This is a genomic window from Haloarcula sp. H-GB5 (assembly GCF_054850705.1).
In genome coordinates this window covers 1,084,703-1,111,267 of the sequence record NZ_JBTWBG010000001.1, presented here as the reverse complement: position 1 = coordinate 1,111,267, position 26,565 = coordinate 1,084,703, and the positions used below count along the sequence as shown (strand labels likewise).

The window sequence follows — 26,565 nt, the reverse complement described above, 5'->3', positions numbered from 1 at the left end:
CCTGATTCCGCCCCCATCATCGTTTCTGTCCCGTAATTTCGACGAACACGTCCTCCAGATCCGGTTCGACCGTGCCGACGCCAGTAAGTGTCACGTCGTGGTCCCGGCACAGGGCCAGCAGGCGATAGAACCCGTCGCTGTCGGTCGCCACCTCGACGCGCCGACCTCGCTCGACGGTCGTCACGTCGGCCACCTCGAAGCGGTCCCGGATCGTCGCGAGCAGGTCGTCGGTGATGTCGGGACTGGTGACGGCGAACGCGTTCGCGGTGAACTGGTCGAGCACGGCCGCCACGCTGTCGTCTGCGATAATCTCTCCGTTGTTCATGATGATGACCCGGTCACAGACGTCTTCGATGACGTCCATGTCGTGGCTGCTGACGACGGCCGTGAGGTCGCGCTCGTCGACGATGCGGCGTAGTTCCCGCCGTAGCGTCAGCGAGCTTTCCACGTCCAGTCCCAGCGTCGGCTCGTCGAGAAACACCAGATCGGACTCGCTGGCCAGCACACTCGCCAGCGACACCTTCTGTTTCATCCCGCGGGAGAGGTCCCGGACCGGCTCGTCGGCCTTCTCAAGGAGATCGAGTTTCGCCAGCAGGCGCTCGTGACGGTCGGCGACAGCGTCTGGCTTGACGCCCTTGATGGTCGAGAAATAGCGCAGGTTCTCCCGGACGGTCAGCCGCCAGTAGTCGTTTCGCGCCCCTTCGAGCATCCCGTCGACGTGACGGTAGGCTGCCCGCGGGTGCTCGCTCATGTCGATACCCTGTATCCGAACACTCCCGGAATCAGGCAACACCAGCCCGAGAATTGATTTTATCGTCGTCGTTTTGCCCGCGCCGTTGGGTCCCAGCAGGCCGACGACCGTGCCCTGCTCGATGCGAAACGACACGTCGTCGACGGCCGTCACCGCGTCCGCACCGCTGCCGAACTGCTTCGACAGCCCCTCGACGGCGAGTGCGGGCGTCGCTCCGTCCCTCGGCGCAGCCGACTGCTCGGCGGTCCGCGAGCCCTCCCGAGGAGGGCGCTGGGATGACATTACCATCACTGAGGGCTTCAGAACCAAAAGGTCAGTCACGTCCCGTGGCGGGTCTGCCGTCGGTGTCGCTGTCCCGCACTCGGCGACTGGCCTGTCTGCTCAGGCCGGTTCGAGACCCGTCACCTCGAACCGCGCGCCGCCGGCCTCGCTCTCGGTGGCTGTGACCGTCCACCCGTGGACCTCGGCGAGGCGCTGAACGATTTTGAGTCCGAACCCGGTCCCGTTCTCGCCGGTCGAGTAGCCCTCTTCGAACACCTGCTCGCGGTCGTCCTCCGGGATGCCCGGCCCGTCGTCGGCGACATAGAAACCGTGTCGGTCCGCGTCCTCGACGGTCCCGACTCGCACAGTTATGCTCTCCCCATCCTGCTCCCTGGCGCAGTCGGACGGTGCCTGAGCGCCTGTGGAACCGTGTTCCACACTGTTCCGAATGAGGTTCGATAACAACCGGCGAAGCTTTGCCGTATCCGCCCGAATCTGGCGGTCGTCCTCGACGACAAGCGTCGCCTGGGCTCCCTCAACGGTCTGCCAGCAGTCCTCGACGATGTCTGTGAGCGTGACGGATTCGAGGTCGGTCACCGTTTCGCCGGCTCGTGCGAAGGTCAAGAGGTCGTCTATCAGCGCTCGCATTCGCTCGTGGGCGCGCGATACTTTGTCGAGTGCGTCGCTGTCACATTCTGTTCTGGCCAGTTCCAGGTTCCCCTCCGCGACCGTCAGCGGGTTCCGGAGGTCGTGGCTGACGATGCTTGTAAACTCATCGAGGCGCTCGTTCTTTCGCTCCAGTTGCCGTTCGTACGCCCTGCGCTGGGAGATGTCCCGGCCGATACCCACTGTCCCGGCTGTCGTTCCGTCAGCGTCGGTCAGCCGGGTTCCGGCAAACTCGTACGGGATCCGTTCCCCATCGGCAGTCAGGATTTCCGCTTCGACAGTGACCCGGCCGCTAGTTTGCGTCTCAGCTATCGCTGCACCGATTGTCTCGTGCTCGTCACCCGGGAAGAACTCGGAGACGGACATCTCGTCGATCTCGTCGTCGCTGTATCCCGTGACTTCGGGGATGCGCTCGTTCCACCGCCGAAGGCTACCGTCCGTGTCGATGACGTAGAACAGGTCGTCAAGCGTATCGAGCGCCTGATCGATGAACTCGCGTTCCTCGCGGAGCTGGCGGTCACGGTGGAGGCGGTTAAGGGCCGCTGTCGCGTGGACCGAGAGCGTCCGCGCGAGTGTGACGTCCGTGTCATCGAACGCAGCTGTCTCGCACGATCCGATGAGGAGGACACCGTGGTCCCCGAGCGGGAGGATAATCTCGCTGCGGATATCTGTCTCCGGATTGTACCGGCCCGGGATCGACGTGATATCGTCGTGGACCCGCGCTTCGCCGGTCTCGAAAGCCTGCCACGCGAGCGATTCCCCGGCCTCGAACGCCGGTGGCGTGCCGAGGAGCTCCTCGACCTGTGCGGTCCAGGCGACCGGATACAGGCTGTCGTCGTCGGCGAAGTGGACGCCGTTAGCTGGCATATTGAGAATGGCTCTGGCGGTGTCCACTGTGATCTGCGCAACCGCATCCTCAGTCGTGGCCCGCATGAACGCCCTGGCGGTGGAGTGTAGCTCCTCGATAGCACGTTCGCGCCGCGTGTTCTGTACGTGTTTGATGTCATCGACTGTCCGCTCGACGGCGTCGACGACGGTGTGTGCGAGTCGTGCGTACGGCTCGGCACCGCCGTCGACCCGGAGATAATCGGTGACACCGGCGGAAATCGCGTCGCTGGCGGCTGCTTCGTTCCCCTCGCTGGTGAACAGGATGAACGGAAGGTCCGGCGATCGCTTGCGGACCGCGTCGAGGAACTCGACGCCGGTCTGTTCCGGCAGGTCGTAGCCGGCGACGACACAGTCGAACGCTTCACTGTCGAGCCGTTCGATGCCGTCGGCAACGTTCGTCGCTGTCTCGACCGTGATGCCACAGTGCTCCTGTTCCAGAGCACTCGTGGCTGCTTCGACGACAGCCGGGTCGTCGTCGACGTGGAGAACGCGGATCCGGTCGGGCATTGGCTGCTAGCAGTGACAACTCCCCTATACACCTTCCGCCGTGAGTATCTCCGTTGAAAATCGGGTCGCGTCCGCTACTCGTCGTCCAGTTCGGCCTGCCACTCCTGTACTTTCGCCATCAGCTCGACCGGCGGCGTCTCGTTGACGTCTAATTCCGTCAGCTCCGACAGGACAGCCTCGGTCTCCGGGTCGAGCGACGCTGTTGCCTCGTCGCCCTCGGAGGCCCCAGCCACGGACTCGCCGGGCGCGTGTTCGGGGTCACCGTCGGTCGCAACCGGCCCAGCAGTCGAACCGGTCGACGTGCCCGCCGACTGGGCTGCACCGTCCCTGAACTGCCCCGAATCCAGATCGAAGACGGCCTGTGTCGTCCCGCCGTCGTCCCGCTCGCTACCCCGAATCTCGATAGCCTTGTCGTCGCGTAGCCGGTCGAGTACTTCCTGTGAGCGGTCGACGACTGGTTCGGGGACGCCGGCGAGGTCGGCGACGTGGACGCCGTAGGAGCGGTCGGTCGGCCCGTTCCGGACCGTTCGGAGGAACGTCACGTCGCCGTCGCCCTCCGCGGAGCGGGGCTCGCCGTCAACCGCGACGTGGACGTTCTCGACGGTCGGCAGCTCCTCGCCCAGCGCGGTCAGTTCGTGGTAGTGGGTCGCAAACAGCGTCTTCGACTGGATGGCGTTGACGATGTACTCCGTCGCCGCCCAGGCGATTGAAATGCCGTCGAAGGTAGCCGTCCCACGGCCGACTTCGTCCAGAATCACCAGCGACTCGTCGGTGGCCGAGTGGAGGATGTTCGACAGTTCCTGCATCTCGACCATGAACGTCGAGCGGCCCTGTGCCAGTTCGTCCAGCGCGCCGACGCGGGTGAAGATGCCGTCCACCAGTCCGACCGTCGCCGACCGCGCTGGGACGAAACTGCCCACCTGGGCAAGCAGCGTGATGAGCGCGGCCTGGCGCATGTACGTCGACTTCCCGCTCATGTTCGGCCCGGTGACGATGAGGAACTGCCGGTCGTCGTCCATGTAGAGGTCGTTCGGGACGAACTCCGTGGTCTGCTCGACGACTGGGTGGCGGCCGGCCTCAATAGACAGTTCGTTCCCGTCGACGACCGTCGGACGGGTCCAGTCGTTCTCGACGGCGTGGACCGCAAGCGACGCGAACGCATCCAGTTCCGCCAGCGTCCGGCCCACGTCCTGCAGCAGCGTCGCACGCTCGGCCACCCGCGCCCGGAGTTCTTGGAACCGGTCGTACTCCATGTCGTGGCGGCGCTCCTCCAGACGCAGCACATCCCGTTCTTTCTCGTCGAGTTCTGGCGTCGTGTACCGTTTTGAGTTCTTGAGCGTCTTGATGTGCTGGTACTTTTCAGGGACAGCGTCGGTCTCGCTCTTGCCGACCTGAATGTAGTAGCCGTCGGTCTTGTTCCGGTCGACCGAGAGGTGGGTGATGCCGGTCCGCTCCTTCTCGCGGTCCGGCAGCGTCTCCAGCCACTCCAGCGCGGCCTCGTGTTCGTCGATGACCTCGTCGAGGTCCTCGTCGTACCCCCGTTTGAACAGGCCGCCCTGACGCACCGTCCCCGGCGGGTCCGCGACCAGTGCGCTGTCCAACTCGGTGGCTAGCGAATCGGCCGCCTCGCGGTCGGCACCGTCGAGGGAATCAGCGAGGGGCGACCCGGCCAGCCGCTCGGTTTCGGTCACGGCGTCGGCGACCTGCCCCAACAGTGCCAGCGTCTCCTGCACTGCTCGCAGGTCTCGCGCGTCGGCGCTCCCCGACGTGGCCCGGGCCGCCAGCCGTTCGAGGTCGTACGCATCCGACAGTGTCTCCCGAATCCGCTCGCGGGCCATCGCCGCCTCCGACAGCGCCGCCACGCAGGACTGCCGGCGCTGGAGTTCGGCCCGGTTTCGCCGTGGTCGCTGGAGCCACTGTTGGAGCAGTCGCCCGCCAGCGGCCGTGACCGTGTGGTCGATAGTGTCGAACAGCGACCCCGAGCTGTCGCCCTGCATCGTCTCGGTGAGTTCGAGGTTCCGCTGGGTCGTCGCGTCGAGGTCGACGTGGTCGCGCTCGCCGTACGATTGCAGGCGCGTGACCGCTGCCAGCGTGCCGACACCGGTGTCCTCGACGTAGGACAGCACCGCGCCGGCGGCCCGCAGTGCCACGTCCTGATCGCCGATGCCGACGCTGTCGACCGTCTCACTACCGAACTGTTCGCGGACGGTGTGGCTCGCCCGCCCCGGCTCGAACGACGCCGAATCGTGGAGCGTCAGCGCCGCGTCAGTCCGCTCGCGCAGGCGGTCCAGGAATTCGTCGTCGTTCCGGAGTTCCGGGCCGGGGAGAATCTCGGCCGGCCCGAACGTGTACAGTTCGGTCAGCGCCTCGCCCGCGTCGGCGTCGTCCAGTTGCGTGACCTGAAACTGGCCCGTGGTCACGTCCGTCGCGGCGATACCGTAGGTGTCGCTGCTGTCCCGGCTGGTCTCCCGAACCACCGCGGCGAGGTACTGCGCCGACTCGTCGCCGGTTTCCAGATGGGTGCCGGGCGTGACGACCCGCGTTATTTCGCGAGCGTGGCCGTTTTCCGTCTCGTGCTGGTCGGCGATAGCGACCCGGTAGCCCCGTTCGACCAGCGCGGAGACGTACGGCGTCAGGTCGTCGACTGGAACCCCCGCCATCGGGTACGACGAGCCGTGCGAGGATTTCTGGCTCACCTTCAGGTCGAGTTCGTTGGCGACGATCTCGGCGTCCTCGGCGAAAAATTCGTAGAAGTCGCCACACTGCATCGCCAGCAAGTCCGCGTCGGTTCCCTCCTTGAGCGTGAGGAACTCCCCGACGATTCCCGTCGCCTCTGTCATACACGTCCGTGTGGCCGTCCGCGGCGTAAGGATTGCGGGTCGGGAGAGTGGCCGCCGGGCGTGGCCAGTGAAGGGGCCACAGGCCGTAGGGCCGAGTATGAACGCAGCAGAGACTATCGCGGCCTACTACGCCGCGCTCCGAGCCGGCGAGCCGCTCGGCCCCTTTTTCGCCGATGACGCAGACCGCTCGGTGGTCAAGTTCGGCATCTCTGAACAGCTGCTCGGGACCGACGCTGTCAGGACCGGACTGCGGGAACAGACCGAGACGACGGCCGACTGGACTGTCGAGAGCCATGCACTCCGGGTGACAGAACGCGAGGGCTACGCGTGGTTCAGCGACGACGTGGAACTGTGCTGGACCGACACCGAAAGCGGGGTCCGCCACGAGTACGACACCCGCTGGAGCGGGACGCTGGTGGCCACAGACGGGGCCCGCCCGTGGCAGTTCGTTGGGATGCACGTCAGCACTGCCGACGAGCTGGGGGAGTAGTGAGTTGCTACGCGTCGGCGAGCGTGGCGAAGACGAACTCACTATCGCTCCCGAGGGGGTCCGTCGCAGTAACTGTCTCCGTCTCAGTGAAGCCAGCGTCTGCCAGCTGGTCGAGCGTCGCCCGCCGACCCGGCGCTGAGAAGAACATCGACCCGCCCATCCAGCCGCGACGGACGGTCTCGAACTGGCCGCTCGGCAGCGTCATCAACACAGTGCCGCCCGGCCGGAGGACGCGGGCGAACTCCCGGTAGACGGCGGGGTGCTGGTCTCGCGGGACGTGAAAGACGGCGTGATAGGCCGTGATCGCGTCCACGCTGTCGGTTGCGATGGGGAGCGCCGTCATATCACCCTGCACGAGCCGGCTGTCCGGCACCGTCTCGGCGGCGAGGCGCAGGCCGACACGGGAGAAGTCCAGACCGACACTATTCGACGGAAGGTTTGCAAGTGTCCGCGCGCCGTCGCCACAGCCCACGTCGAGCACTGTCGGCGCTTCGGGGAGCCGTTCGAGCAAGTCATCGAGCAGGGCTGCGTCCGACCCGGTCGGGTCGCGCCGCTCGGCGTAGGCCTCGGAGACGCTGTCCCACGCACGGCGCACCTCGTTGCGGTCCATGTCTACACTATGTGTGCGAGCCGGATAGGCGTTCAGCTACCTCTCTACAGCCACCTCCCTATTTCGACTGCAACGCGGTATTCCGATGGTGTTCACTGATTCGTTGACCAACTGGTGTGTAATATAGGTGAACTTTTATTACTTATCCGGGGGAGGGACGAATCGATGTTTGAAGAAAGATCACAGCCCAAATCGAACCCGAGCCGCAGACAGTTCCTCGGTGGTGTCGGTTCGCTGCTTGCCGCGTCGGCGTTCTCGGTTTCCGTCTCCGACGACGCTGCCGCACAGGTGACAGACGGCAACGAATCGGCCACACAGACCGTCTCGTCACCCAACGGGGCAGTAACACTCACTGTCGATGTCAGCGACGGTGTAGCAACCTACGAGGTTGCACACGACGGGACGGCCCTCATCGAGAAGTCGGAACTGGGCTTCGAGTTCCAGAATCAGGACACGTTCCGCTCGGGTCTGGCAGTCACCGGGAGCGAGCGAACCGAGGTCGATATCACTTGGACGCCGGTCTGGGACCGCTACGACGAGATTGAGGAGCGGTACACGGAACTCCGGCTGGGGGTTGTGGAATCGACCGGGGCAGAGCGGTTCGGGACGCTCGTTTTCCGGGTGTTTGACGACGGCGTCGGCTTCCGGTTCGTCTTCGGGGAGCCGTTCGGCGACCAGTTCGTACTCACGTCTGAGCGGACCGAGTACAACTTCGCCGGGGACCACACTTCGTGGTGGATTCCCAACGACTACAACAACTTCGAGGTGGAGTACGAGGAGACGCCGCTGAGCGAGGTCGCCGGCAAACTGGACGGCACCGGCTTCGACGGCATCCACACGCCGCTGACGATGCGGACCAACGACGGCCGCTACCTTGCCGTCCACGAGGCCGACCTCACGGACTACGCCTCGCTCGCGCTCACGCCGTCGGACGCCGGCGATACAGTATTCGAGTCAACGCTCGCACCGCTACCCGACGGTACCAAGGTGTCAGCCTCGGCCCCGCACGTTACCCCGTGGCGAACGGTACAGGTCGGGACCAGCGCCGGCGACCTCATCGAGTCGAACCTCGTCGTCAATCTCAACGAGGACTACGACGAGGCGGTGTTCACGCAGGGTGTCGACTGGATTGAGCCACAGAAATTCATCGGGGTCTGGTGGCTGATGATTACCGGCCGAGCACAGTGGGAGTATCAGGGTCCACAGACCGGCAACCACGGCGCACAGACCGACCGCGCCACGCAGTACATGGACTTCGCCAGCGAGCACGACATCCCCGGCGTCCTCGTCGAGGGCTGGAACGAGGGCTGGTCGAGCTATCCGGGCGATGGCAGCAGTTTCGATTTCTCCACACCGTATCCGGACTTCGACCTAGCGGAAGTGACCGACTACGGCGCGAGCCTCGACCCGCCGACCCAGATGACGATGCACAACGAGACGGCTGGGGACTTCCGGAACTACGAATCACAGCTCGACGAGGCATTTTCCTTGTACGACGAGCTGGGTATTCGAACAATCAAGAGCGGCTATGTCTCCGACAGCGGTGACCTCGCGGGCGAGAGTTACAGCCACCACAACCAGATACTGGTCAACCACCACACGCTGGTCGCCGAGACAGCAGCAGCCAACCGCCAGATGCTCGACATACACGAGCCGATTCACCCGACTGGCCGTCGGCGAACCTACCCGAACCTGATGACCCGCGAGGGCGTTAAGGGCCAGGAGTACGACGCCTTCGGCGACGTGAGCCCCGAACACCACGTCACGTTCCCCTTCACACGGATGCTGGGCGGTCCAGTCGAGTACACGCCGGGCATCTTCGACATGGACTCGGGGTCGGGCGGCATTGAGACCACCCGTGCCAAGCAACTGGCGATGTATCCGACGTACTTCAGCGGCCTCCAGATGGCCGCCGACCTGCCCAGTTCCTATCTGGCCGACCAGCCGTCGACGACCGCTGTTGGCGAGGTCGCCCAGGCCGAGTGGGGTGACCTCGACGGGTTCTCGACGGCCGCCCGCTGGGCCAACGCCCAGGGCGAGCAGTACGTCGCCATCGACCCCAACAGCGCCGCGCCCGGCGCGACCGTCTCCTGGACCGTCGAGGACGCCAACGAGGGCGAGTACGACCTCCACTTCCGGTACGCCAGCGACGCCGAGGAGAACGCCGTCGGTCCGGATACTGACCGCACCGCAACGGTACTGGTCGACGGCAGCGAGGCCAGCCAGCTAACGTTCCCACCCACCGAGTACTGGGACATTTGGGAGAGCGTCTCGACGACCGTCTCGCTGTCCGGCGACGAGGACGAAATCGCGCTCTCGCTGACCGCCGAGGACACCGGCGGTTTCAACCTCGACTCGGTGGCCGTTACCGAGTCCGGCGAATCGATGCCCGAACCCGAGACGGCTCCCATCCGCGGCGAGACCGTCGACGCGTTCCAGTTCATCGAGGACGTGCCGGCCGCCGGCTGGGACGACACGCGCGTCATCGACGCCGAGATCGGCGACTACATGGTCACTGCACGGCAGAAAGACGACGAGTGGTACCTCGGCGCGATGACCGACGAAGATGGCCGTGCTATCGACGTGCCCTTGGAGTTCCTCTCGCCCGCCTCGGACAGCAACGGGCAGGGGCCGGGGAACGACAACGGCGAGAAGAACGGGACGAACGGGGCCAGCGGCAACGAGAAGGGTAACGATACCGGCCCCAACGGCCCGAAGTACGTTGCCGAAATCTACTCGGACGGCATCGACGCGGCCTACGACGAGAACCTGACCGACGTTCGCGTCGACGAGGCCATCGTCACACCGGGCACGACCCTGCTCGCGTCGATGGTCGGCAGCGGCGGGACGGCTGTCCGCTTCCGGCGCGCAACAGGTCAGGAGACCAACGACCTGCCGGAGTACGAGCGGCCCGAACAGAACGTCGATGTCGATATCAGCGACGAGGTGTTCATTCAGGAGCCGTTCATCCGGGCTACCGGGCGCAACGACGGGGCGTTCATCGGCGGGACTACGGTAACGCTCCGCGTCGACGGTGAGGCTGTCGGGACGGAGAACGTCCGCTTCCCGCCCAACGCCAGCGACGCCACCTACGACTTCGGCTACAGCATCGACGCAGCCGGCGACTACGACGTGTCAGTCGCGCTCCCGGACGGCACGACGCTCGCCAGCGGAACGGTGACGGTCAAGCCGCCGGCGACGGTGGCCGAACTCGCTGACCCGTCCGGCGACGACACCGGTCCCGGCGGCTACACGTATCCGACCAGCGGTGACTTCGAGGACGGCGCGTTCGACCTGGAGTCGCTGACGGTCGAACAGACGCCGAGCCTCCATCGCTTCACCTTCGAGGTGGCGACTCTCTACAACGCCTTCGGCAGCAGCCGCGGTTTCTCGCCGCAGTGGTTCGTCCTCTGGCTGCGCGACCCGACCGCCGACAGCGGGTCGACGAGTAGCCTCGACGACCTCGGCGCGAACGTCGACTTCGAGGACCCGTGGCAGTACCGCATCGAAATCAGCGGCTTCTCAAAGAGCGCGGTCGACGCCAGCGGCGCGGCGCTGACCGACGCCGACGGGGACGCGGTCTCACTCGGCGAGGCCGTCGACGTGGACGCTGGGACAGTCACACTCACCCTCGATAGGGAAGCCGTCGGCGGCACTGACGCGGAGGATCTGGAAGTCGTCGCGATGGTGCAGTCCGAGGACCGCGGGTCGCTGCGCCCCGTCGCCGAAGAAGCTGAGGGCTACGTCTTCGGCGGTGCGAAGCCGGACGCGGTCGAGAACGCTCCGCGTATCATGGACCTGACGACGCCTGAGGGCGTCAGCCAGTCTGACGCGCTAGCCTACAGCGCCGATTCGCAGGCGACGCTGCCGTTCGTCTCGCTCGATTAGTCCTCGGCGAGCGCGTCAATCGCCGCGTCGAGGGTAAAATTCCCCTCGTAGAGCGCGCTGCCGACGACCACAGCGGCGGCTCCGGCCGACCGAAGCGCGAGCACGTCGTCGATGGTCGCGACGCCGCCGCTGGCGATGACCGGGATGTCGACGCTGTCGACCAGCCGGCGGACCGGGTCGGTACGGACCCCTTCTAGCTGTCCCTCCACGTCCACGTCGGTAAACAGGATGCCGCCGGCCCCGAGGTCGGCGTAGCGCTCGGCGGCGTCGGCGGGGTCCAGACCGGTCCCTTCGGTCCACCCGGAGACGACCACCTCGCCGTCCTTCGCATCGAGGCTCACGAGTACACTGCCGGGGTGTTCATCGCTGATCTCGCCGACGATCTCCGGCGTCTCGACGGCAGCGGTCCCGAGGATGACGCGGTCAAGCCCGCGGTCTAACAGCGAGATAGCGTCCTCGGCGGTCCGGATGCCGCCGCCCAGTTGCACGTCCACGTCGGCACCCACCGCGTCGAGGACGGCGTCGATGGCCGCCGCGTTCTGTCGCTCGCCCTCGAACGCGCCGTCGAGGTCGACGAGATGGAGCGTCCGTGCACCGGCGTCTACCCACCGCTGTGCGGCCTCGATCGGGTCGCCGTAGGTTTTCTCCGTGCCGCGTTCACCGCCGACCAGCTGGACCACCTGTCCGTCCTGCATGTCGACCGCGGGGATGACCTCGAACTCGGGAAACATGGCCGGTGGTCCGGCGGCAGCCGTCGAAAGCGTGTCGGTCCGATACGTACAGGCGGCTGTCTGACCCAGTGTACCCCCATGCTTTTACGCCGTGATAGGAAAGGTCAGCTATGGTTCTGGCAACAGCTGTCCTCACACCGCTCGCCCGTCGGCTCGAAGCGATCATGTTTGGGCGGTACGAGCGCGAATACCAACTCTTCGAACAGGCCGTGCTGGTCGTCGCTGTCGGTCTGGCGCTGGCCTGGGGACTGGCCGCGTTCGGTGTTTTGCCGCTCGGTGCTGGCACGGAGTCACTACTTGCGACCGCTGCGAGCATCGCTATTTCAGCGTTCGTCGTTGTTGGCTTGCTGCAGTTCCTCGTCCTCGCGAACGTTCTCGAGCGGACAAACGAGGATGTCGCTACCAAAGCCGCTGAACTCGAAGAGGCAGCCGAGCAACTAGAGACGACTGCCGAGGAGCTAGAGACGACCGCCGACGAGGTTGAAAACGCCGCTGAAACGGTTGACGAGGCTGCAGAGGACGTCGAGCAGACAGCGGACGAAGTCGAGCAGACGGCCGACGAGGTGGAACAGACCGCGGGCGAGGTGGAAGAAACCGTCGACGAGGTCGAACAGACAGCCGAGGAGGTCGAGCAGACGGCCGACGAAGTCGAACAGACTGCGACCGAGACCGGCGACGAAGACGCCGCCGAGAAGGTCACCGAGGTCAAGGACAAGACGACCGAAGTCAAGGACAAGACAACGGAAGTCAAAGACAAGACGACTGAGGTCAAGGACAAGGCGACGGAAGCGAAAGACAGGACGACCGAAGTGAAAGACAAGACCACGGAGGTCAAGGACAAGACCAGCGACGCGAAACAGACCGCCGAATCCGTCACTGACGAGGTCGAAGCGGCCAAGGAAACGGCGAGCGAGGTCGAGGAGACCGCGGCGGAGGTCGAAGAGACGATGCCGGCCGACGACGAGCACCTTGCTGACGAGGCCGGCGAGGCCGACACCGACGACGAGGGCTCTGACGAGCCATCGCCGTAGCAGCAGCCGCTACGTGATGAATAACCTGTTCGGTACGTTTTAACCCAGTGAGGGACTGGCACCTGTATGGTCGAAGTCCTCTTTGCACTCGGTGTTCTGGTGGCCATCTTCGTCGGATTCAATATCGGGGGATCTTCGACGGGTGTCGCGTTCGGGCCTGCAGTCGGGTCAGATACGCTTTCGAAACTGTCCGCGGCGGCCCTGATGACTATCTTTGCCTTGGCTGGCGGACTCATCGTCGGGCCGGAAGTCGTCGAGAGCCTCGGCAGCGACCTCGTCGAGACTGCCTTCTCGCCGCTCATCAGCATCGTCGTCCTGTTTTTCATCGGCGTCGCGCTGTTTCTCTCGAACGTGGTCGGCGTTCCGGCGTCGACCTCGATGACGGCCGTCGGCGCAATCGCCGGTCTCGGACTCGCTCGTGGGACGCTAAACGCCGCCCTGATGCTCGAAATCGTCTCGTGGTGGCTTGTCTCCCCAATCATCGCCTTCTGGGTCAGCGGCGTCATCGGCCGGTACTTCTACCCGCGGCTCGTCGAGTGGTTCGCTGTCTCCCAGAGCGAGGGGTCGCTACTGGATGTCGACCGTTCGGGCGCGATACCTCGCCTCGGCCTCGGTGAGAACACGACACAGCGGGAGTTCGTCGGAACCGTCGTCGTCATCGGTATCGGCTGTTACATGGCCTTTTCTGCGGGCGCATCGAACGTCGCCAACGCCGTCGCCCCCCTCGTCGGGAACGGCTCGCTGGAAATGTACCCGGCTATCCTGCTCGGCGGCGGTGCCATCGGACTCGGTGCGTTTACAATCGCCCGCCGGACGATGGACACGGTCGGCAACGACCTGACCGACCTCCCGCTGGTCGCCGCAATCGTCGTCGCGGCAGTCGCCTCCACCATCGTCACCTTCCTCTCCGCGCTGGGTATCCCGGCGAGTTTCGTCATCATCGCCACGATGAGCATTGTCGGGCTCGGCTGGGGCCGTGCAACGCGAACGACGAGCCTCTCCGACACTGTGCAGGGTGAGGCACCCGTCGCATCTGTCGGCGCGCTGACCACCGACGCGGAGGCCGCGGATGCGCCAACCGTCGGCGGAAAAAAAGGGACGCCGAAGCCGGCCGAGACCGAACCCATCGGCGAGGAATCGCGGGAGGACATCCCGTCGGCGTCGGATCTATTCGAACCCGGGACCACTGCCAGAGTGATCTTCCTCCAGAATGTCGTCCCCTCGATTGCGACGCTCGCGGCCTATCTGGTGTTCAAGTTCCTGCCGATCGCCTGAGCAATAATCGGCCCCGAACAACTGCCGTCAGTTCTCGACGAATCCCCGCGTTGTCCCTCATTATTTTGCACGGCCTAAAACCGAAGGGCAAAGTCTAACAGGGCGGGGTTCGAACCAATCAGGTGATGCCCACGGTAGAGTACCTTAACTACGAAGTAGTGGACGATAACGGCTGGGACATGTACGACGACGACGTCTTCGGAGAGGCGTCGGATATGGACCTCGACGACGAGGACTACGGGTCCCTCGAGGTGAACGAAGGCGAGTACATCCTGGAAGCCGCCGAGGCACAGGGCTACGACTGGCCCTTCTCGTGTCGCGCCGGTGCCTGTGCGAACTGTGCCGCCATCGTTCTCGAAGGCGACATCGACATGGACATGCAGCAGATCCTCAGCGACGAGGAAGTCGAAGACAAGAACGTTCGCCTGACCTGTATCGGCAGCCCGGACGCCGACGAGGTCAAGATCGTCTACAACGCCAAGCACCTCGATTACCTGCAGAACCGCGTCATCTAACGCGGCTCCTGCAGCGCACTACACTTTCTTCTTCCAGCAGCGACTGCGTCAGACAGCCGTCGTACCGGAACCATTAGGGGTACCGCTGTACTGCGTATAGCCGTGCTCGGGTCGATACCGGACCTGCTTCGGCTGGTCGCCGTCCCGGTGTTCGGGTGGGCGGCCTACCGCGACGTGAAAACCCGCCGGGTGCCGAACCGGACCTGGACCCCGCTTGCCGTGCTGGCGGTCGTCCTCCTGCTGTGGGACGCCTACACCGTCTGGGCCGGCCCGACAGCGGTCGGCCAGCGGCTGTTCTTCATCAGAGTCGCGATCAGTCTCGGCTTCGTCATTCCGCTGTCGTACGGCTTCTGGCTCATCGGCGGCTTCGGCGGTGCTGACGCGAAGGCGTTCATGCTCGTCGCCGTCCTCTTTCCTGTCTATCCGGTGTACTATCTGCCCATGCCAAGCGCCGCCCTCCCGCTTCAGCAGACCGCTATCGGCGTCTTCTCGCTGACAGTGCTCTCGAACACCGTGCTTGCCGGCGTCGTCTACCCGCTAGCCGTCGCCGCCGGGAACCTCGCCCGGGGTCGTTTTTCACTGGCGATGTTCATCGGGCGCCCCGTCGCCGCCGCCAACGTCACCGAGGAGTACGGCCGGCTGCTCGAATCGCCCGCCGGGTTCGACCGCGGCGGCCTTGACCTCGACGCGCTCCGGATGTACCTCCAGTGGCGCGGCTGCTCGCTCGCTGACATCCGTGCCGACCCCGAACAGCATCGGCTCCCGACCTCGCTGCCGCGGGTCCCGAACGACCCCGGCGACGGCTCGCTGGCGACCGACGGCGGCGACCCGGTGGCCGGCGACGGGACAAGCGGTCGTGGTGACGATGCCACGACGGAAGCAGTGACTGACGCCACCGACCAGATCGACGATCCGTGGGGTGCCGAGCGGTTCCTCGCGGACATCGACCACTCGGCATACGGCACGTCGCCGGCTCAGCTCCGTGATGGGCTGGATGTGCTTGCCGAACAGGACGAGGTGTGGATTTCGCCGGGGATTCCGTTCCTCGTCCCGATGTTCGCCGGACTGGTCGTCTCGCTCACCTACGGCGACGTGCTGTTCTCGCTGTTGCAGGCGGTCGGGCTGGCCTGACTCCTGACAGCAGAAGACCTATTTTGCGGACACGCCTCGGCCCGAGTATGACCGATGTCGACCTCGCCTTCGACGAGCAGGAGTACATCCCGGCGGTCGCTCAGGACGCCGACTCCGGTGAGGTACTCATGCTCGCCTACGTCACCGAGGAAGCGCTTCGGAAGACCCGCGAGACGGGGGAAGCCCACTACTACTCGCGGAGCCGGGACGAACTCTGGCACAAGGGCGGGACGAGCGGCCATACACAGGCCGTCGAAGAAGTGCGGGTCGACTGCGACGGGGACGCGCTGCTGTATATTGTCGACCAGACCGGCGGCGCCTGCCACACCGGCTACGAGTCCTGCTTCCACCGGACTGTCGACGGCGAGACGGTCGGTGAGCAAGTGTTTGACCCCGACAATGTGTACTGATGGTGCGACCTGACACTGAGATCGAAAGCGGCGCGGGACCCCCCGACGCCGTGGAGCAACTCGAACAGGCCGCCGACGCGTACGCCCGGGCACAGGCACGCGTCGAGGAAATCGGCGCGGACGCACTCCGTGACTGCCGTGAGATCTACCGCGAACTGTGGAACCTGCTCGAAAGCTACGACGGCCGGGCGACCGGTGGTGGCGACTTCGAGGCGTTCATGGAGTTTCAGGGTCAGGTCGGGACGCTGACCGATGACCTCCCCGAGGAGTTGCCCGAACGGGAGACCTTCGAAGAAATCGACGATTTCCTCCAGCAACGGCGGCTCACCGAGGATGATTTCGAGCAGGCCCGCCAGATGCTCTCCCCCATCGGCGACCTCGTCGGGCGACTGGACGAACTCGACGACGCGCGTGAGCAGTACAAGAAAGCCCGGACCGTTGCGAACCGTCGGCGCGACGAACTGCGCGACCGCATCGACGACCTCGAACGCCTCCAGCGGCTCGGCGACGCCGACCTCGACGCGCCGGTCGAGCGTCTTCGTGAGCCAATCGAGCGCTACAACGACGCCGTCACCGAGGCGTTCACCGAGTTCAGGCGCAACACGCCGGCCAGAGACGTTCTGGCCGTCATCGAACGGGCGGACGCGTACCCGCTCGTCGAGTTCCAGTCCCCGCCCTCGGAGCTGCTGACATACGTCCGCGGCCACGACGCCGGGACCGAGCCGATTCCGAAACTACTGGAGTACGCCGACTACTCCGCCTCGAAACTGGACCACTACGTCGACGACGCCGCAGCGCTCCGGAGCGCCGTCGCCACCCGACAGACGTACCTTCGGCGGCTCGACGCCGAACCGGTGCGGATCGACTGGCCGCCGCCGGCGGCCGACGCCCTGCCGTGGTATTGCCGCGAGTACCGCTCGGTCGTCGCCCGGTTCGCCGACGAGTCGGTCGTCGCGGCACTCCGGGACGTGCGTGGACTCGCAGAGCGAGACGACTACGAGCGACTCCGGGAGAGCGCCGTCGCTCGCTCGGAACTCACAGAAACGGAGCGCGAACGACTCGCAAGCGGTGCTGTCGAGCAAGAACTGTCGGCTGCCCGTGAGGCCAGAGCAGCTATCGAGGACGCGCTGGAAACTTATTCGTCGCTGTAGGTATTCGTCTGCTGGGTCGCCCGGCTGACCATCGTCTCGGCGAGTTCTTCGGCGCGGTCGAGCGTGCGCGCTTCGGCGTAGACGCGGACGACGGGCTCCGTCCCGGACGGTCGGGCAAGTACCCAGCCGTCGCCGTAGTCGAGGCGGTAGCCGTCTGTCGTATCGAGGTCGGCCGTCGCCTCGTTCGCATGGGCCTCGATACCTTCGAGCATTGATTCGCGCTCTTCCTCGGTCTCGTATTCGAGGTTCCGACGGACGTTGTAGTAGTCGTCGTAGTCCGCAGCAACCTCGCTTGCAGGCCGGTCAGCGACGAGTTCGAGGAACTTCGCGGCGGTGAACGCGCCATCTCTGGCGATGCGGTAGTCGGGGAAGAGGATGCCGCCGTTGCCTTCGCCGGCAATCGCGACGTGGGTCCCCTCGTTTTGCAGTTTGCGGATGCGGCTGACGATGTACGTCGAGCCGATAGGCGTCAGTGAGAGGGTCGCGCCGGCGTCCTCGACCACGTCGACAAGTCGCTGGGAGGCGTTGACCGCCGAGACGACGCCGTCGCCGGACTCGATCTTCGCCGCCGCGAGCGCGGCCAGCGCGGCGTCGCCTTCGATGTGTGTGCCGGTCTCGTCGACGAACATCCCACGGTCGGCGTCGCCGTCGTGGGCGAATCCGAGGTCGGCGTCGGTCGCGCGAACGAACGCCCGCAGGTCTTCGAGGTTTTCGGCGACGGGTTCGGGGTCGCGGCCGGGGAAGTGACCGTCGGGCTGGCTGTTGACGGTGTGGACTTCACAGCCGAGCTCGCGGAACAGGTCGGGGCTCGTGAGGGAGCCGGCACCGTGGCCGGAGTCGACGACGATGGTGAGGTCGGCGTCGGCAATGCGGTCGCGGTCGACGGCGGCAAGCACCTGTTCGCGGTATCGGCGGCGAGCGCTGTCGATGGCGGTGTCGGACCCGACAGTCTCCCAGTCCGCGTAGTTTGGAGTGTCGTCTCGGAGCGACTGTTCGACGTGGTCGAGCGTACTCCGTGTCAGTTCGACACCGTCCGCGCCAATGAGCTTCACACCATTGTACGCGGCCGGATTGTGACTCGCGGTAATCATCACGCCCGGAACTCCCTCGCGCTCGCAGTAGGCCTGCAACCCAGGTGTCGGCACGACGCCGAGCCGGTCGACATCGAACCCAACGGTCGTCAGGCCGCTGGTCGCGGCGTTGATGAACGTCCGCCCGGTCGTCCGCGTGTCCCGGGCGATTGCCACGCGGTCGTGGTCGTCACGCCAGACGTCCCCGGCGGCCTGTGCAACCCGAAGGACGTACCGCGGTGTCAGCTCGTCGCCCGCGACACCCCGGACGCCACTCGACCCGAACACTTGCATTCGAGCGAGTGTCTGATGCGGAGGGGCTTAGGAATGTCGCTGTCCGAATTCAACAATCATTAGCCCCGTGACCGTGCAGTAAGCGTAATGGCAAACGACGAACTCATCACGGCGCTGCGAGACGCTGACGCCGTCAAATTCGGAGAGTTCGAACTCTCCCACGGTGGCACGTCGAACTACTACGTCGACAAGTACGTCTTCGAGACCAACCCCGACTGTCTGGACCTCATCGCCGGGGCCTTCGCCGAGCGCATCGCCGAGTGGGACACGGACGCCACGCTGGCCGGTGTCGCCCTCGGTGCAGTTCCGCTGGTCGCGGTCACCAGTGTCGAAACCGACATTCCATACGTCATCGCCCGCAAGCAGGCCAAGGAGTACGGAACGGGCAACCGAATCGAAGGGGACCTGACCGACGGTGAGGAGGTCATCATCCTCGAAGACATCGCGACGACCGGCCAGAGCGCGGTCGATGCCGCTGAGGCGCTCCGCGAGGCCGGCGCTGTCGTCAACCGCGTGCTCGTCGTCGTCGACCGCGAGGAAGGGGCCAGCGAGAACCTCGCCGACCACGACCTCGAACTGTCGTCGCTCGTGACCGCCTCTGACCTGCTCGCCGACGCGCCCGACGACATCGACGTGTAGCGCTGGCCGGAACGCTTTCGCCCCTGCGCAGCCGGGACACACCACCGATGTGTTCTTGACGCTGGCTCGCCTACACATGTGTGCAATGGCCAATCTCGAACTCTACGAACTCGAAGGCTGTCCGTACTGTGCAAAGGTAATCAAGAAACTCGACGAGCTGGGCCTCGACTACGAATCACACATGGTTCCGCGGTCCCACGGCGAGCGGACCGAAGTGAAGGAGGTTTCGGGCCAGACTGGCGTGCCGGTTCTCGTCGACAAGGACAACGGCGTCGACGGGATGCCCGAATCCGACGACATCGTCGAGTATCTCGAAGAGACATACGGGCAGTAAACCCGGCGCTTGCGGTGGTTCTCGTTTTCACTTGGCAGCAACGACGGTAAGCGACCGCTCAGGCGACCTCTTCGCGGTCCTCGCCACGCTCCATAATCAGGTCGCGCAGATCGATGGCGTCCTCAATGTTCTCCATCTCCTCTTTCTCGATGAGCGCGGTCCCTTCGACAGACTCTCGCCGAAGTTCGTCGACGACGTACACCGACCGGGTCCGGGTCACCTCGCCGACTGAGGACATGATTCGGGCCCGTTTCTCGGCCGTTTCGGTGAACGCCGAATGGCCGGCAAGGACCTGCCCGTGCTCGTCCTCGCTCTCGTTGACGCTCTTGAACGGCGCGCGGTCCGTCGGGTGGACCTCGAAGCCGATACGGGTGAACACCGTCACAATCGGCTCGTCCTCCGGTGCGACATCGGGGTCGTCTGGTGTCGGCTCGTCGTCTCGGACCTCTTCGGCGCCTTCGAGGACGCTCACCGGCGAGGTCAGCGGCGCGTCGAACAGGTCTTCGAGTTCGGCGGCCACCTCGACGGACGCGTCCATCCCGTCCTCGTATTTCGAGACTGTCCGCCGGGAGACGCCCAGTTCCTTCGCCAGGCGGCCCAGCGACCAGTCACGGTCCTCGCGCACGTCGGCGAGAATCTCGGAGTCGATGTTGACGTAGAGTCCACCCGGTGCGGCGTAGATGAGCGGCGGGACCTCCTCGACGAACAGGTCCATCGCGGTGTCGGGCGACAGCACGGGGACGCCGTGCCGGAAGTAGACGACACCGGGTTTCAGCTCCTCGTCGCGCGTTCGGAGGCCGATCACGATCGGGGTGGCATTCAGATACGTGCCCAGTCGCCGCATCTCGCCTCCGGTCTGTGCATCGAAGGCGTCGATGTTGCCCAGTATCTTCAGGAGCAACACGTCCTCACCGCGACGGGCAGCGATGTCGAAACTCTTCGGCCGAATCGCACAGCGGTCGCTGACGAGGAAGCCAGCGTCTTCGAGCATCGCCATGACGTTTTCCACCAGCGCCGACCGTGACATAGTACTCTGTACCTCTACTGAGTCTAGCCCGCTCACCCATTATATGTATTGCGCCGTCCGTTTCCTCTCAGGCTGAATCGAGGCTGGGCGTGACGAAAGGCGTTTGACTGCTTCGGGGCTACAGCGTAGCGTGACCGTCGTCGGCCTCGATGATACGGACTCGCGCGAACGAGGAATGTGCACGACCTACGCCGCCGCGACCCTCGCCGAGTCGATACGGAACGCTGGGGGGACCGTCGAGCGGCTGCTTCTCGTCCGGCTGAACCCCGCCGTCGAACACAAGACCCGCGGGAACGCGGCGCTGGCGGTGCATACGGACCTCGACGCCGACACAGTGCTTGGACTGGCCGAGGACACACTCGACATGGCTGAAACCGACGACCCACGGACCAACCCCGGCGCGATCGTCGCCGACTGCGACCCCGAAGACGTCCCGCCGCAGGTCGCAACGTTCTCTCGTGAGACAATCCAGTCGATACAGGACCCGATGGCCGCGACGACGTTAGCTGACGTGGTCGGGTTCGCCCGCTGCCAGCGGGGCAACGGCCGCGGACTCGTCGGCGCGCTCGCGGCGGTTGGAGCTTGGGCCGCGCTATCGGACTGGACGTACGAACACATCGCCTACCGGGAGCAAGACCGGTGGGGCACTGAGCGGTCGGTCGACGGCGAGAGCGTCCGCGCCGCGGCTGAGGAGTACTATCCGGACGTGTGGGACACTGTCGACCGAGAGTCGGGGTATCCGGTCTGTGTGCCGCGGACACCCTGTCCGATTCTCTACGGTATTCGCGGTGACGACCCCGACGCCTGTCGCGCCGTCGCGGATGCAATCAATAGCGAGCCCATCGCTCGCCGGGCGACGTTCGTGACGAACCAGGGGACCGACGTGCATCTACAGGACGCCGCTGTCGACGCAGTCACAGCCGACAGCGCTTACCGCGTCACCGGCGACGTGATCGAAACGCCGGAGACGCGGGCGGGGGGACACGTGTTTTTCACCCTCGAAGGCGACGGTGCGGCCCTCGACTGTGCGGCCTTCGAGCCGACGAAGGGCTTTCGCGACCGGGTCAGATCGCTCAGGGTCGGCGACCGAATCACCGCGTGTGGCGAAGTGAGCGACGGGACGCTCAAACTGGAGAAGTTCGCGGTTCGGGAACTCGTTCGGACGGAAGCCGTTACGCCGGACTGTCCGGGCTGTGGCCGGTCGATGAAATCCGCCGGCCGGAACCAGGGCTATCGGTGTCGGGACTGCGGGACCAGCGCTGACGGCAAGACTGAACAGTCCATTGAGCGGGGACTGGAACGCGGCTGGTACGAAGTGCCGCCGGTCGCGCGCCGCCACATCGCGAAGCCGCTGGTTCGCGGCGGGTTCGACGCACCTACCCACCCATCTCGTTGAGACGGAGCGGTTCGAACCGGCTACCGGTGAGTAAGCACCACGAATATTCCGGTAATACGGGGATATACCTCGATTTAGACTACGGATAACAATATTGATATGCCGTTATGTGTGGCCATGAGCACTGAGAGGTCGGATACCCAGCAGCGAAATACGGCAGACGGCGAAGTCGCCGAGAAGCTACTGACTATCGAACACGAACCGGCTGCGGGTGGCGGCCAGCGCTCGATCCTGTATCCGCCCGGCAGCACGGGCTCCGAACTGGAAGCGAACTGGCTGGCTGTTTCGTCGGACCTTCTCATCTCTCTCGACGACGTTCAGTAGTCCTTACGCCCGATAATCGACTGGTAACAATAATAACACCTGTCGTGAATCGGGACATGGACTCCGATACCCGGTCGACGAGCGAGGTGACGGCGGCGACTGACGCCGACGAGGGAACGCTGCCTGCCGTGGTACGCTCCCGTCCCGACGGCAGCGAGCGACTCATCTGCTACGCCCCGGATGTCGACACGGCAGACGTTGAGGAGCAGTGGCTCTCCGTCGATGCCGAGTTCCCGGTTTCGACGCTGCTAATGCGTTAGTCGTTTCGTCCGGTCAACGCGACAACTACGTCGTCACCGTCCTGGAGTTCTCCCCGCTCTCTGAACTGGGTCAGCGCCGCTGTCGCCGTCGCACACGTCGGTTCCACGTGAAACCCCGCTGCACCGAGCCGATCACGTTCCCGCGCCGTTGCCACCGCGGAGACGGCGACGGCGGCCCCATCGGTCTCATCGATAGCGTGCCGTATTTGCCGGCCGCGCGGCGGGTCCCGGATGTGAATCCCGTCGGCGAGGTCGTTGGCGGCAGCGTCGTCCGAACCACTCCCGTCCTCGTCGGCGATGGGACTGTACCCGACTGCCTGCGTTCCAAGTATGCGCGGGATGGTGTCTGTCCACCCGGCTTGCTCCAGTGCCCGGAATCCACGATAGAGGCCGAGAAACAGTGTCCCATGACCGAGCGGCGTCACGACGGCGTCCGGGACGGTCCAGTCACGCTGGGCGGCGATTTCGTAGGCGGCCGTCGCCGTCCCGGCGAAGAAGGCAGGGTTCCAGGCGTGGCTGGCGTACCAGCCCGCCCCGCTCTCCACGGCGTCGATACAGGCGTCGGTTACGGCCGCTCTGCTCCCCTCAACTGGGACCACGTCTGCGCCGGTCCGCTCGATGCGGCGAACTTTCGCGTCCTTCGCGCTCGCGGGGACGTATATCTCCGCGTCCAGACCTGCCCGTGCCGCGTAGGACGCGACTGCCAGCCCGGCGTTGCCCGAGGAGTCTTCGAGCACGCGGTCGGCCCCGACTTCGAGCGCTTCGGCGATGACCGTCGCCGCGCCGCGGTCCTTGAAGCTCCCCGTCGGGTGGAGATACTCTAGTTTGAAGCTGGCGTCCCACCCGGGTGCGTCGACCAGCGGCGTCCAGCCCTCACCGAGGCTGACTCGCTCGTCCATCGGGAGGAACTCATCGAAGTCCCAGACGCCGGTGGTCCGTGAGAACTGTTCCGGTCGGCTATCGGGCAGTGGCTGCGTGGCGTAATCGAGCGGTGCCCCGCAGGAACACCGCCAGGGCTTCTCACGCGGATACTCCCGGTCGCAGACGCTACAGGTGCGCATAGAGGTACTGGGGCACCGACCGTTCAAAAACCGGCGACATCTTCGGCCGCAGTCGTCGGTGTCTGCGGCCGCGGCGGAGCGCACGGCGGGCCGGGCGGCCGCTCCGTCGGCCGCCACGGGGAAAGGCAGGTCTGTGAGCGGGCATACGCGGCGCTTTGCGCCGCGTTTCACGGGACTGAGCGAAGCGAGGTCCCGCGTTTTTCCCAAGTTTTTGCGAGGGGGGGTGCCCACAGGCCGCATCGCGGCCGAGGACACCCTCCGAAGTAAAAAGTGGTTAGTAGGTATCGATGTTCGTCCCCACCGAGCAGACGTACTCGCCGGTTGCGACCTGCGGGAGCCGGCGGGCACGCCAGAACACGCCGCTTGAGTCGGCAGTGATTTCGGCCTTCGGCTCGCCGAACACGTCGGTCACTTCGAACAGCGTCTCGCCGCGGGCGACGCGGTCACCGAGGTCTGGCTTGAGGTCGATGAGGCCGCCGACGGGAGAGCCGTACTGTTCGAACCCGGTGGCGCGGGTCTGGGGGCGCGTATCGTGGTGGCCATCGAGGAAGCCGTAGTAGTGCAGTACGTTGAACACACCGTCGACGCCCCGCTGGATGGAGTCCTCGTCCCAGCCGACACAGCCGCCGAGTTCCGGGTCGATCGTCGGCACGCCCTCGTCGGGGGCGGCGCGGGCCAACTGCCCGTCGGGGCCTTTCTGATCGAGGATGTAGCCGCAGCCGAACACTTTCGCGAGCTCGAGACACTCCTCGTGGAGGCGATGGCGGGTGCCACACCGGACCCGCACCTCGTCGATCATCTGCGAGGTCGACCCCTGATGCAGGTCGAGGACGTAGTCGGCGCTGATGGCGGCGTTGAACGTCGCCGCGGCGATGCGCTCGCTCGATGTGCCTGTCTTGTCGCCCGGGTACGCCCGGTTCATCTTCGTGTCGTCGACCGGATTGCGGTGCTCGGCAACTTGGAACGCGTGGTAGTTGACGACGCCACAGACCAGAATCGTCCCGGACAGTTCCGTCGGGTCGAGTTGCGGGAGTGTCCGCTGGATGACGCCGACACCGTTCAGTTCGTCGCCGTCGCTGGCCGCCTGTATGTAGAGCGTCCGTCCGTCGTCGACACCGTTGACGACGGCGACCGGTAGCCCGAACGTCGACCCATCGCGGGTCTCACCGACCTCCAGCCGCCCCGTGTCTTTCTCACCGGGAGCGGCGGTCGCCGTACCGAAAGTAACCATTGTTCCCACGTTTGCCTTGGGAGCCTTTACTGGTTCGGATTTCGCCAACAGTTGCGCCGGACCGACGGCATCTTGGGGCCGCCGACCCTACCAGCCGGTGTGTCCCAGTCCGAGCCACAGAGCGGCAAAGCGGCGATGGTTGCGGCACTGAACGTGCCACGCAACGCGAAAATCGGTTTTGTACTCGCTGGCCTGTTCACCGCGGGGCTGTTCGCTCTGTTCGTCCTGCCGGGAGCGCAGCGGCCGATCGGATTCTACGTGGCGCTTTCGTTCGTCCTTGTGACATCGCTTGGCGGGCTGCTGACAGCGCTGTTCACTGCTGTATCGGCCGTGCGACTCGCAAGGCGGTAACAGACCGCTACGTGTCCTTAGCCAGGTCGGTAAGCCGGTCGCCGCCGGTTCGAGTCCCTTTTGCGATAAGCACGTCGCCCGTCTGGATCTGCGTTTCCGGACCCGGTGAGACGACCCAGTCGCCCCCTTCGCGTCCGGTCCGCTCGCTTTCTCCAGCGCCGCGCCGTATCGCGATGATCCGCATACCCGTCGCCGTTTTGACTTCTGCGTCACCGATGGTCGCCCCGGCGAGGTCGCTATCGGGGTACACCGTCGTTCGGACGATGATCTCGTCGGACTCCTGTACGGCCTCGGCGACGACCGGATGTGTCGATAGTCCCCGCAGGACACCCTCGCTCATCTCCAGTGCAGCGTCGGAGATGACCTCCGTCGACCGGGCCAGATGGACGAGGCCCCGAAGGGAGACTGGGTCGTCGATGTCGGCGGCGGCCCGGAGCGTCCAGGCCTCGAACCGTGACTGCAGCGCATCGACCTCGGCTTCGAGTTCGACGACTTCCTCGGCGACCTCCGTGCTGTCGAACAGGACCGCGCCGTAAGCTAGGTCGACAGCTAACTCACCCATGTCCTTCATCAGAACGATGGAGTCGACGGCCCGTTCGAGGTCGCGGACGCCACCTTCCCGGGGCTCCGGTGGTTCGTACACTTCGCCCGTCGCGTTCTGATACACTTCGGCGATACCGTCTTCGGGCCCCCGGAACAGCACCACGTCGCCCGCTTCGAGGCGCGTCTCCCGGTCGGGGTTGAGCAGCCAGTTCCCCTGCCGACGGATCGCCAGCGCCCGGACACCCGTCTCGGTTTCGAGATTCAGGCTCCCCAACGTCTCATCGGCTAGCGGAGAGCCTGAACCGATCGTCGCCCGCACGAGTGTTTCGACGGCCTCGGGCAGGGCCGCCCGCATCGTATCCGGTAGGCCGATGTCCTCTAGCACTATTTTGGCGATATCACCGGCCGCGTCGCTGATCTTCTCGGCGGCCCCGACCATCCCCAGGACTGGCGCGAGCGACTCCGCGTCCGCTGTCGACCGGCAGGCCATCAGGAGACTCATGCGTGCGCGCAACTGGAGCACGTCCATCTTCTCCTCTAATTCCAGCACCTCCGCGGCCACGTCGTCGCTACCCAGCAGAACGGCCGAGTACGAGAGGTCAATAAGCAACTCGGCGGTGTCTTTCATCTCGGCCAGCACCTGCTTGACGCTGACCGGTTCGTACTCGACCGTCCCTGTCGGGTCCATAGCCGCCGGTTCGATGGCCCCGAGCAAAAACGTTCCTCACCGTGTGGCGAGATAGCGCGGACCGCTAGCAGCCGTGATTGGCCGTTTGCATACCAGCGTGGGTGCTACGTTGGGATATAGACGCAGATAGACCGGTAATCAGCTGGACAGTCGTCCAATAACGGTTCCTGACATTGTGCCACACACGCTCAGAAAGAAAATG

At 65.2% G+C, this 26,565-nt stretch carries 24 protein-coding genes; 14 read left to right on the top strand and 10 right to left on the bottom strand.

Going from position 1 to position 26,565, the window contains the following annotated elements; genetic code table 11:
- Positions 1 to 16: 16 nt before the first annotated feature.
- From ACYJ11_RS05800 to mutS, 3 genes are all read right to left on the bottom strand, one after another.
- Positions 17 to 1,033: an ABC transporter ATP-binding protein gene (locus ACYJ11_RS05800; protein ID WP_461647056.1), complete on the bottom strand. Its 1,017-nt coding sequence runs from the start codon at positions 1,031 to 1,033 to the stop codon at positions 17 to 19.
- 99 nt (positions 1,034 to 1,132) lie between these two features.
- On the bottom strand, positions 1,133 to 3,073 hold the full coding sequence (locus ACYJ11_RS05795; protein WP_461647055.1) for a sensor histidine kinase: 1,941 nt from the start codon (positions 3,071 to 3,073) through the stop codon (positions 1,133 to 1,135).
- A 74-nt stretch (positions 3,074 to 3,147) separates the two neighbouring features.
- Positions 3,148 to 5,913 (bottom strand): DNA mismatch repair protein MutS, encoded by a 2,766-nt coding sequence (mutS, locus tag ACYJ11_RS05790; RefSeq protein ID WP_461647054.1) that lies wholly within the window; start codon positions 5,911 to 5,913, stop codon positions 3,148 to 3,150.
- Between the two features lie 97 nt (positions 5,914 to 6,010).
- On the opposite strand from mutS, the gene ACYJ11_RS05785 reads away from it, so the two are divergent.
- Entirely contained in the window at positions 6,011 to 6,403 is a 393-nt protein-coding gene (locus ACYJ11_RS05785; protein ID WP_461647053.1) for a nuclear transport factor 2 family protein, read from the top strand.
- Positions 6,404 to 6,410: 7 nt separating this feature from the next.
- On the opposite strand, the gene ACYJ11_RS05780 is transcribed toward ACYJ11_RS05785, so the two are convergent.
- Positions 6,411 to 7,013 carry a class I SAM-dependent methyltransferase gene (locus ACYJ11_RS05780; protein ID WP_461647052.1) on the bottom strand — a complete coding sequence of 201 codons (603 nt, stop codon included), beginning with the start codon at positions 7,011 to 7,013 and terminating at the stop codon, positions 6,411 to 6,413.
- 165 nt (positions 7,014 to 7,178) lie between these two features.
- Here ACYJ11_RS05780 and ACYJ11_RS05775 point away from each other — a divergent pair, with 165 nt between their 5' ends.
- Positions 7,179 to 10,901: a glycoside hydrolase family 97 catalytic domain-containing protein gene (locus ACYJ11_RS05775; RefSeq protein ID WP_461647051.1), complete on the top strand. Its 3,723-nt coding sequence runs from the start codon at positions 7,179 to 7,181 to the stop codon at positions 10,899 to 10,901.
- Here the strand turns inward: ACYJ11_RS05775 and hisA are convergent.
- A complete protein-coding gene (gene hisA, locus ACYJ11_RS05770) occupies positions 10,898 to 11,632 on the bottom strand; it encodes a 1-(5-phosphoribosyl)-5-[(5-phosphoribosylamino)methylideneamino]imidazole-4-carboxamide isomerase (RefSeq protein WP_461647050.1) in 735 nt (244 codons plus the stop codon). The genes ACYJ11_RS05775 and hisA overlap by 4 nt on opposite strands.
- A gap of 110 nt (positions 11,633 to 11,742) precedes the next feature.
- Between hisA and ACYJ11_RS05765 the strand changes: the two genes are divergently transcribed.
- The 6 genes from ACYJ11_RS05765 to ACYJ11_RS05740 all read left to right on the top strand — a co-directional run bounded on the left by ACYJ11_RS05765 (position 11,743) and on the right by ACYJ11_RS05740 (position 17,145).
- Complete coding sequence (locus ACYJ11_RS05765; protein ID WP_461647049.1) at positions 11,743 to 12,663, top strand: hypothetical protein; 921 nt, start codon at positions 11,743 to 11,745, stop codon at positions 12,661 to 12,663.
- Between the two features lie 66 nt (positions 12,664 to 12,729).
- The gene (locus tag ACYJ11_RS05760; protein WP_461647048.1) at positions 12,730 to 13,938 is read left to right on the top strand and encodes an inorganic phosphate transporter; all 1,209 of its coding nucleotides are present in this window, start codon (positions 12,730 to 12,732) and stop codon (positions 13,936 to 13,938) included.
- Positions 13,939 to 14,063: 125 nt separating this feature from the next.
- Positions 14,064 to 14,453: a ferredoxin Fer1 gene (fer1, locus tag ACYJ11_RS05755; protein WP_004959486.1), complete on the top strand. Its 390-nt coding sequence runs from the start codon at positions 14,064 to 14,066 to the stop codon at positions 14,451 to 14,453.
- A 102-nt stretch (positions 14,454 to 14,555) separates the two neighbouring features.
- Positions 14,556 to 15,584: an A24 family peptidase gene (locus ACYJ11_RS05750; RefSeq protein ID WP_461647047.1), complete on the top strand. Its 1,029-nt coding sequence runs from the start codon at positions 14,556 to 14,558 to the stop codon at positions 15,582 to 15,584.
- A gap of 47 nt (positions 15,585 to 15,631) precedes the next feature.
- A complete protein-coding gene (gene hisI, locus ACYJ11_RS05745) occupies positions 15,632 to 15,994 on the top strand; it encodes a phosphoribosyl-AMP cyclohydrolase (RefSeq protein WP_005537018.1) in 363 nt (120 codons plus the stop codon).
- The gene (locus ACYJ11_RS05740) at positions 15,994 to 17,145 is read left to right on the top strand and encodes a DUF7118 family protein (RefSeq protein WP_461647046.1); all 1,152 of its coding nucleotides are present in this window, start codon (positions 15,994 to 15,996) and stop codon (positions 17,143 to 17,145) included. Before hisI ends, ACYJ11_RS05740 begins: the two co-directional genes overlap by 1 nt.
- Here the strand turns inward: ACYJ11_RS05740 and glmM are convergent.
- Entirely contained in the window at positions 17,130 to 18,509 is a 1,380-nt protein-coding gene (glmM, locus tag ACYJ11_RS05735) for a phosphoglucosamine mutase (RefSeq protein ID WP_461647045.1), read from the bottom strand. The genes ACYJ11_RS05740 and glmM overlap by 16 nt on opposite strands.
- Before the next feature lie 87 nt (positions 18,510 to 18,596).
- Between glmM and pyrE the strand changes: the two genes are divergently transcribed.
- Together pyrE and ACYJ11_RS05725 are read left to right on the top strand one after the other, a co-directional pair.
- Positions 18,597 to 19,148: an orotate phosphoribosyltransferase gene (pyrE, locus tag ACYJ11_RS05730; protein WP_461647044.1), complete on the top strand. Its 552-nt coding sequence runs from the start codon at positions 18,597 to 18,599 to the stop codon at positions 19,146 to 19,148.
- Between the two features lie 85 nt (positions 19,149 to 19,233).
- Entirely contained in the window at positions 19,234 to 19,482 is a 249-nt protein-coding gene (locus tag ACYJ11_RS05725; RefSeq protein ID WP_004590529.1) for a glutathione S-transferase N-terminal domain-containing protein, read from the top strand.
- A 58-nt stretch (positions 19,483 to 19,540) separates the two neighbouring features.
- Here the strand turns inward: ACYJ11_RS05725 and ACYJ11_RS05720 are convergent, their stop codons facing one another.
- Positions 19,541 to 20,509: a transcriptional regulator gene (locus tag ACYJ11_RS05720; RefSeq protein WP_170096730.1), complete on the bottom strand. Its 969-nt coding sequence runs from the start codon at positions 20,507 to 20,509 to the stop codon at positions 19,541 to 19,543.
- A 130-nt stretch (positions 20,510 to 20,639) separates the two neighbouring features.
- Here ACYJ11_RS05720 and ACYJ11_RS05715 point away from each other — a divergent pair, with 130 nt between their 5' ends.
- From ACYJ11_RS05715 to ACYJ11_RS05705, 3 genes are all read left to right on the top strand, one after another.
- Positions 20,640 to 21,905, top strand: coding sequence for a TiaS agmantine-binding domain-containing protein (locus ACYJ11_RS05715; RefSeq protein WP_461647043.1), 1,266 nt, complete (start codon positions 20,640 to 20,642; stop codon positions 21,903 to 21,905).
- 117 nt (positions 21,906 to 22,022) lie between these two features.
- Entirely contained in the window at positions 22,023 to 22,229 is a 207-nt protein-coding gene (locus ACYJ11_RS05710) for a hypothetical protein (protein ID WP_461647042.1), read from the top strand.
- 56 nt (positions 22,230 to 22,285) lie between these two features.
- Positions 22,286 to 22,489, top strand: a complete 204-nt coding sequence (locus ACYJ11_RS05705; RefSeq protein WP_188975463.1) for a hypothetical protein — start codon at positions 22,286 to 22,288, stop codon at positions 22,487 to 22,489.
- Here the strand turns inward: ACYJ11_RS05705 and ACYJ11_RS05700 are convergent.
- The gene (locus tag ACYJ11_RS05700; RefSeq protein ID WP_461647041.1) at positions 22,486 to 23,550 is read right to left on the bottom strand and encodes a pyridoxal-phosphate dependent enzyme; all 1,065 of its coding nucleotides are present in this window, start codon (positions 23,548 to 23,550) and stop codon (positions 22,486 to 22,488) included. The two genes, ACYJ11_RS05705 and ACYJ11_RS05700, sit on opposite strands and share 4 nt — an antisense overlap.
- Positions 23,551 to 23,824: 274 nt before the next feature.
- The gene (locus ACYJ11_RS05695; RefSeq protein ID WP_005537033.1) at positions 23,825 to 24,781 is read right to left on the bottom strand and encodes a succinylglutamate desuccinylase/aspartoacylase family protein; all 957 of its coding nucleotides are present in this window, start codon (positions 24,779 to 24,781) and stop codon (positions 23,825 to 23,827) included.
- Between the two features lie 99 nt (positions 24,782 to 24,880).
- Between ACYJ11_RS05695 and ACYJ11_RS05690 the strand changes: the two genes are divergently transcribed.
- Entirely contained in the window at positions 24,881 to 25,132 is a 252-nt protein-coding gene (locus ACYJ11_RS05690) for a DUF7536 family protein (RefSeq protein ID WP_461647040.1), read from the top strand.
- Positions 25,133 to 25,139: 7 nt separating this feature from the next.
- Here ACYJ11_RS05690 and ACYJ11_RS05685 read toward each other — a convergent pair whose 3' ends face one another.
- Complete coding sequence (locus ACYJ11_RS05685; protein WP_461647039.1) at positions 25,140 to 26,363, bottom strand: potassium channel family protein; 1,224 nt, start codon at positions 26,361 to 26,363, stop codon at positions 25,140 to 25,142.
- Between the last annotated feature and the right edge of the window lie 202 nt (positions 26,364 to 26,565).

Coding starts and splice junctions, on each gene's coding strand:
- ACYJ11_RS05705 (WP_188975463.1), top strand. CDS start 22,286: ATGGACTCCGATACCCGGTCGACGAGCGAGGTGACGGCGGCGACTGAC.
- ACYJ11_RS05795 (WP_461647055.1), bottom strand. CDS start 3,073: ATGCCCGACCGGATCCGCGTTCTCCACGTCGACGACGACCCGGCTGTC.
- ACYJ11_RS05740 (WP_461647046.1), top strand. CDS start 15,994: ATGGTGCGACCTGACACTGAGATCGAAAGCGGCGCGGGACCCCCCGAC.
- pyrE (WP_461647044.1), top strand. CDS start 18,597: ATGGCAAACGACGAACTCATCACGGCGCTGCGAGACGCTGACGCCGTC.
- ACYJ11_RS05780 (WP_461647052.1), bottom strand. CDS start 7,013: ATGGACCGCAACGAGGTGCGCCGTGCGTGGGACAGCGTCTCCGAGGCC.
- ACYJ11_RS05710 (WP_461647042.1), top strand. CDS start 22,023: ATGAGCACTGAGAGGTCGGATACCCAGCAGCGAAATACGGCAGACGGC.
- ACYJ11_RS05700 (WP_461647041.1), bottom strand. CDS start 23,550: ATGCGCACCTGTAGCGTCTGCGACCGGGAGTATCCGCGTGAGAAGCCC.
- ACYJ11_RS05760 (WP_461647048.1), top strand. CDS start 12,730: ATGGTCGAAGTCCTCTTTGCACTCGGTGTTCTGGTGGCCATCTTCGTC.
- ACYJ11_RS05695 (WP_005537033.1), bottom strand. CDS start 24,781: ATGGTTACTTTCGGTACGGCGACCGCCGCTCCCGGTGAGAAAGACACG.
- hisI (WP_005537018.1), top strand. CDS start 15,632: ATGACCGATGTCGACCTCGCCTTCGACGAGCAGGAGTACATCCCGGCG.
- ACYJ11_RS05720 (WP_170096730.1), bottom strand. CDS start 20,509: ATGTCACGGTCGGCGCTGGTGGAAAACGTCATGGCGATGCTCGAAGAC.
- ACYJ11_RS05785 (WP_461647053.1), top strand. CDS start 6,011: ATGAACGCAGCAGAGACTATCGCGGCCTACTACGCCGCGCTCCGAGCC.
- ACYJ11_RS05725 (WP_004590529.1), top strand. CDS start 19,234: ATGGCCAATCTCGAACTCTACGAACTCGAAGGCTGTCCGTACTGTGCA.
- ACYJ11_RS05685 (WP_461647039.1), bottom strand. CDS start 26,363: ATGGACCCGACAGGGACGGTCGAGTACGAACCGGTCAGCGTCAAGCAG.
- mutS (WP_461647054.1), bottom strand. CDS start 5,913: ATGACAGAGGCGACGGGAATCGTCGGGGAGTTCCTCACGCTCAAGGAG.
- fer1 (WP_004959486.1), top strand. CDS start 14,064: ATGCCCACGGTAGAGTACCTTAACTACGAAGTAGTGGACGATAACGGC.
- ACYJ11_RS05800 (WP_461647056.1), bottom strand. CDS start 1,033: ATGTCATCCCAGCGCCCTCCTCGGGAGGGCTCGCGGACCGCCGAGCAG.
- hisA (WP_461647050.1), bottom strand. CDS start 11,632: ATGTTTCCCGAGTTCGAGGTCATCCCCGCGGTCGACATGCAGGACGGA.
- ACYJ11_RS05765 (WP_461647049.1), top strand. CDS start 11,743: ATGGTTCTGGCAACAGCTGTCCTCACACCGCTCGCCCGTCGGCTCGAA.
- glmM (WP_461647045.1), bottom strand. CDS start 18,509: ATGCAAGTGTTCGGGTCGAGTGGCGTCCGGGGTGTCGCGGGCGACGAG.
- ACYJ11_RS05775 (WP_461647051.1), top strand. CDS start 7,179: ATGTTTGAAGAAAGATCACAGCCCAAATCGAACCCGAGCCGCAGACAG.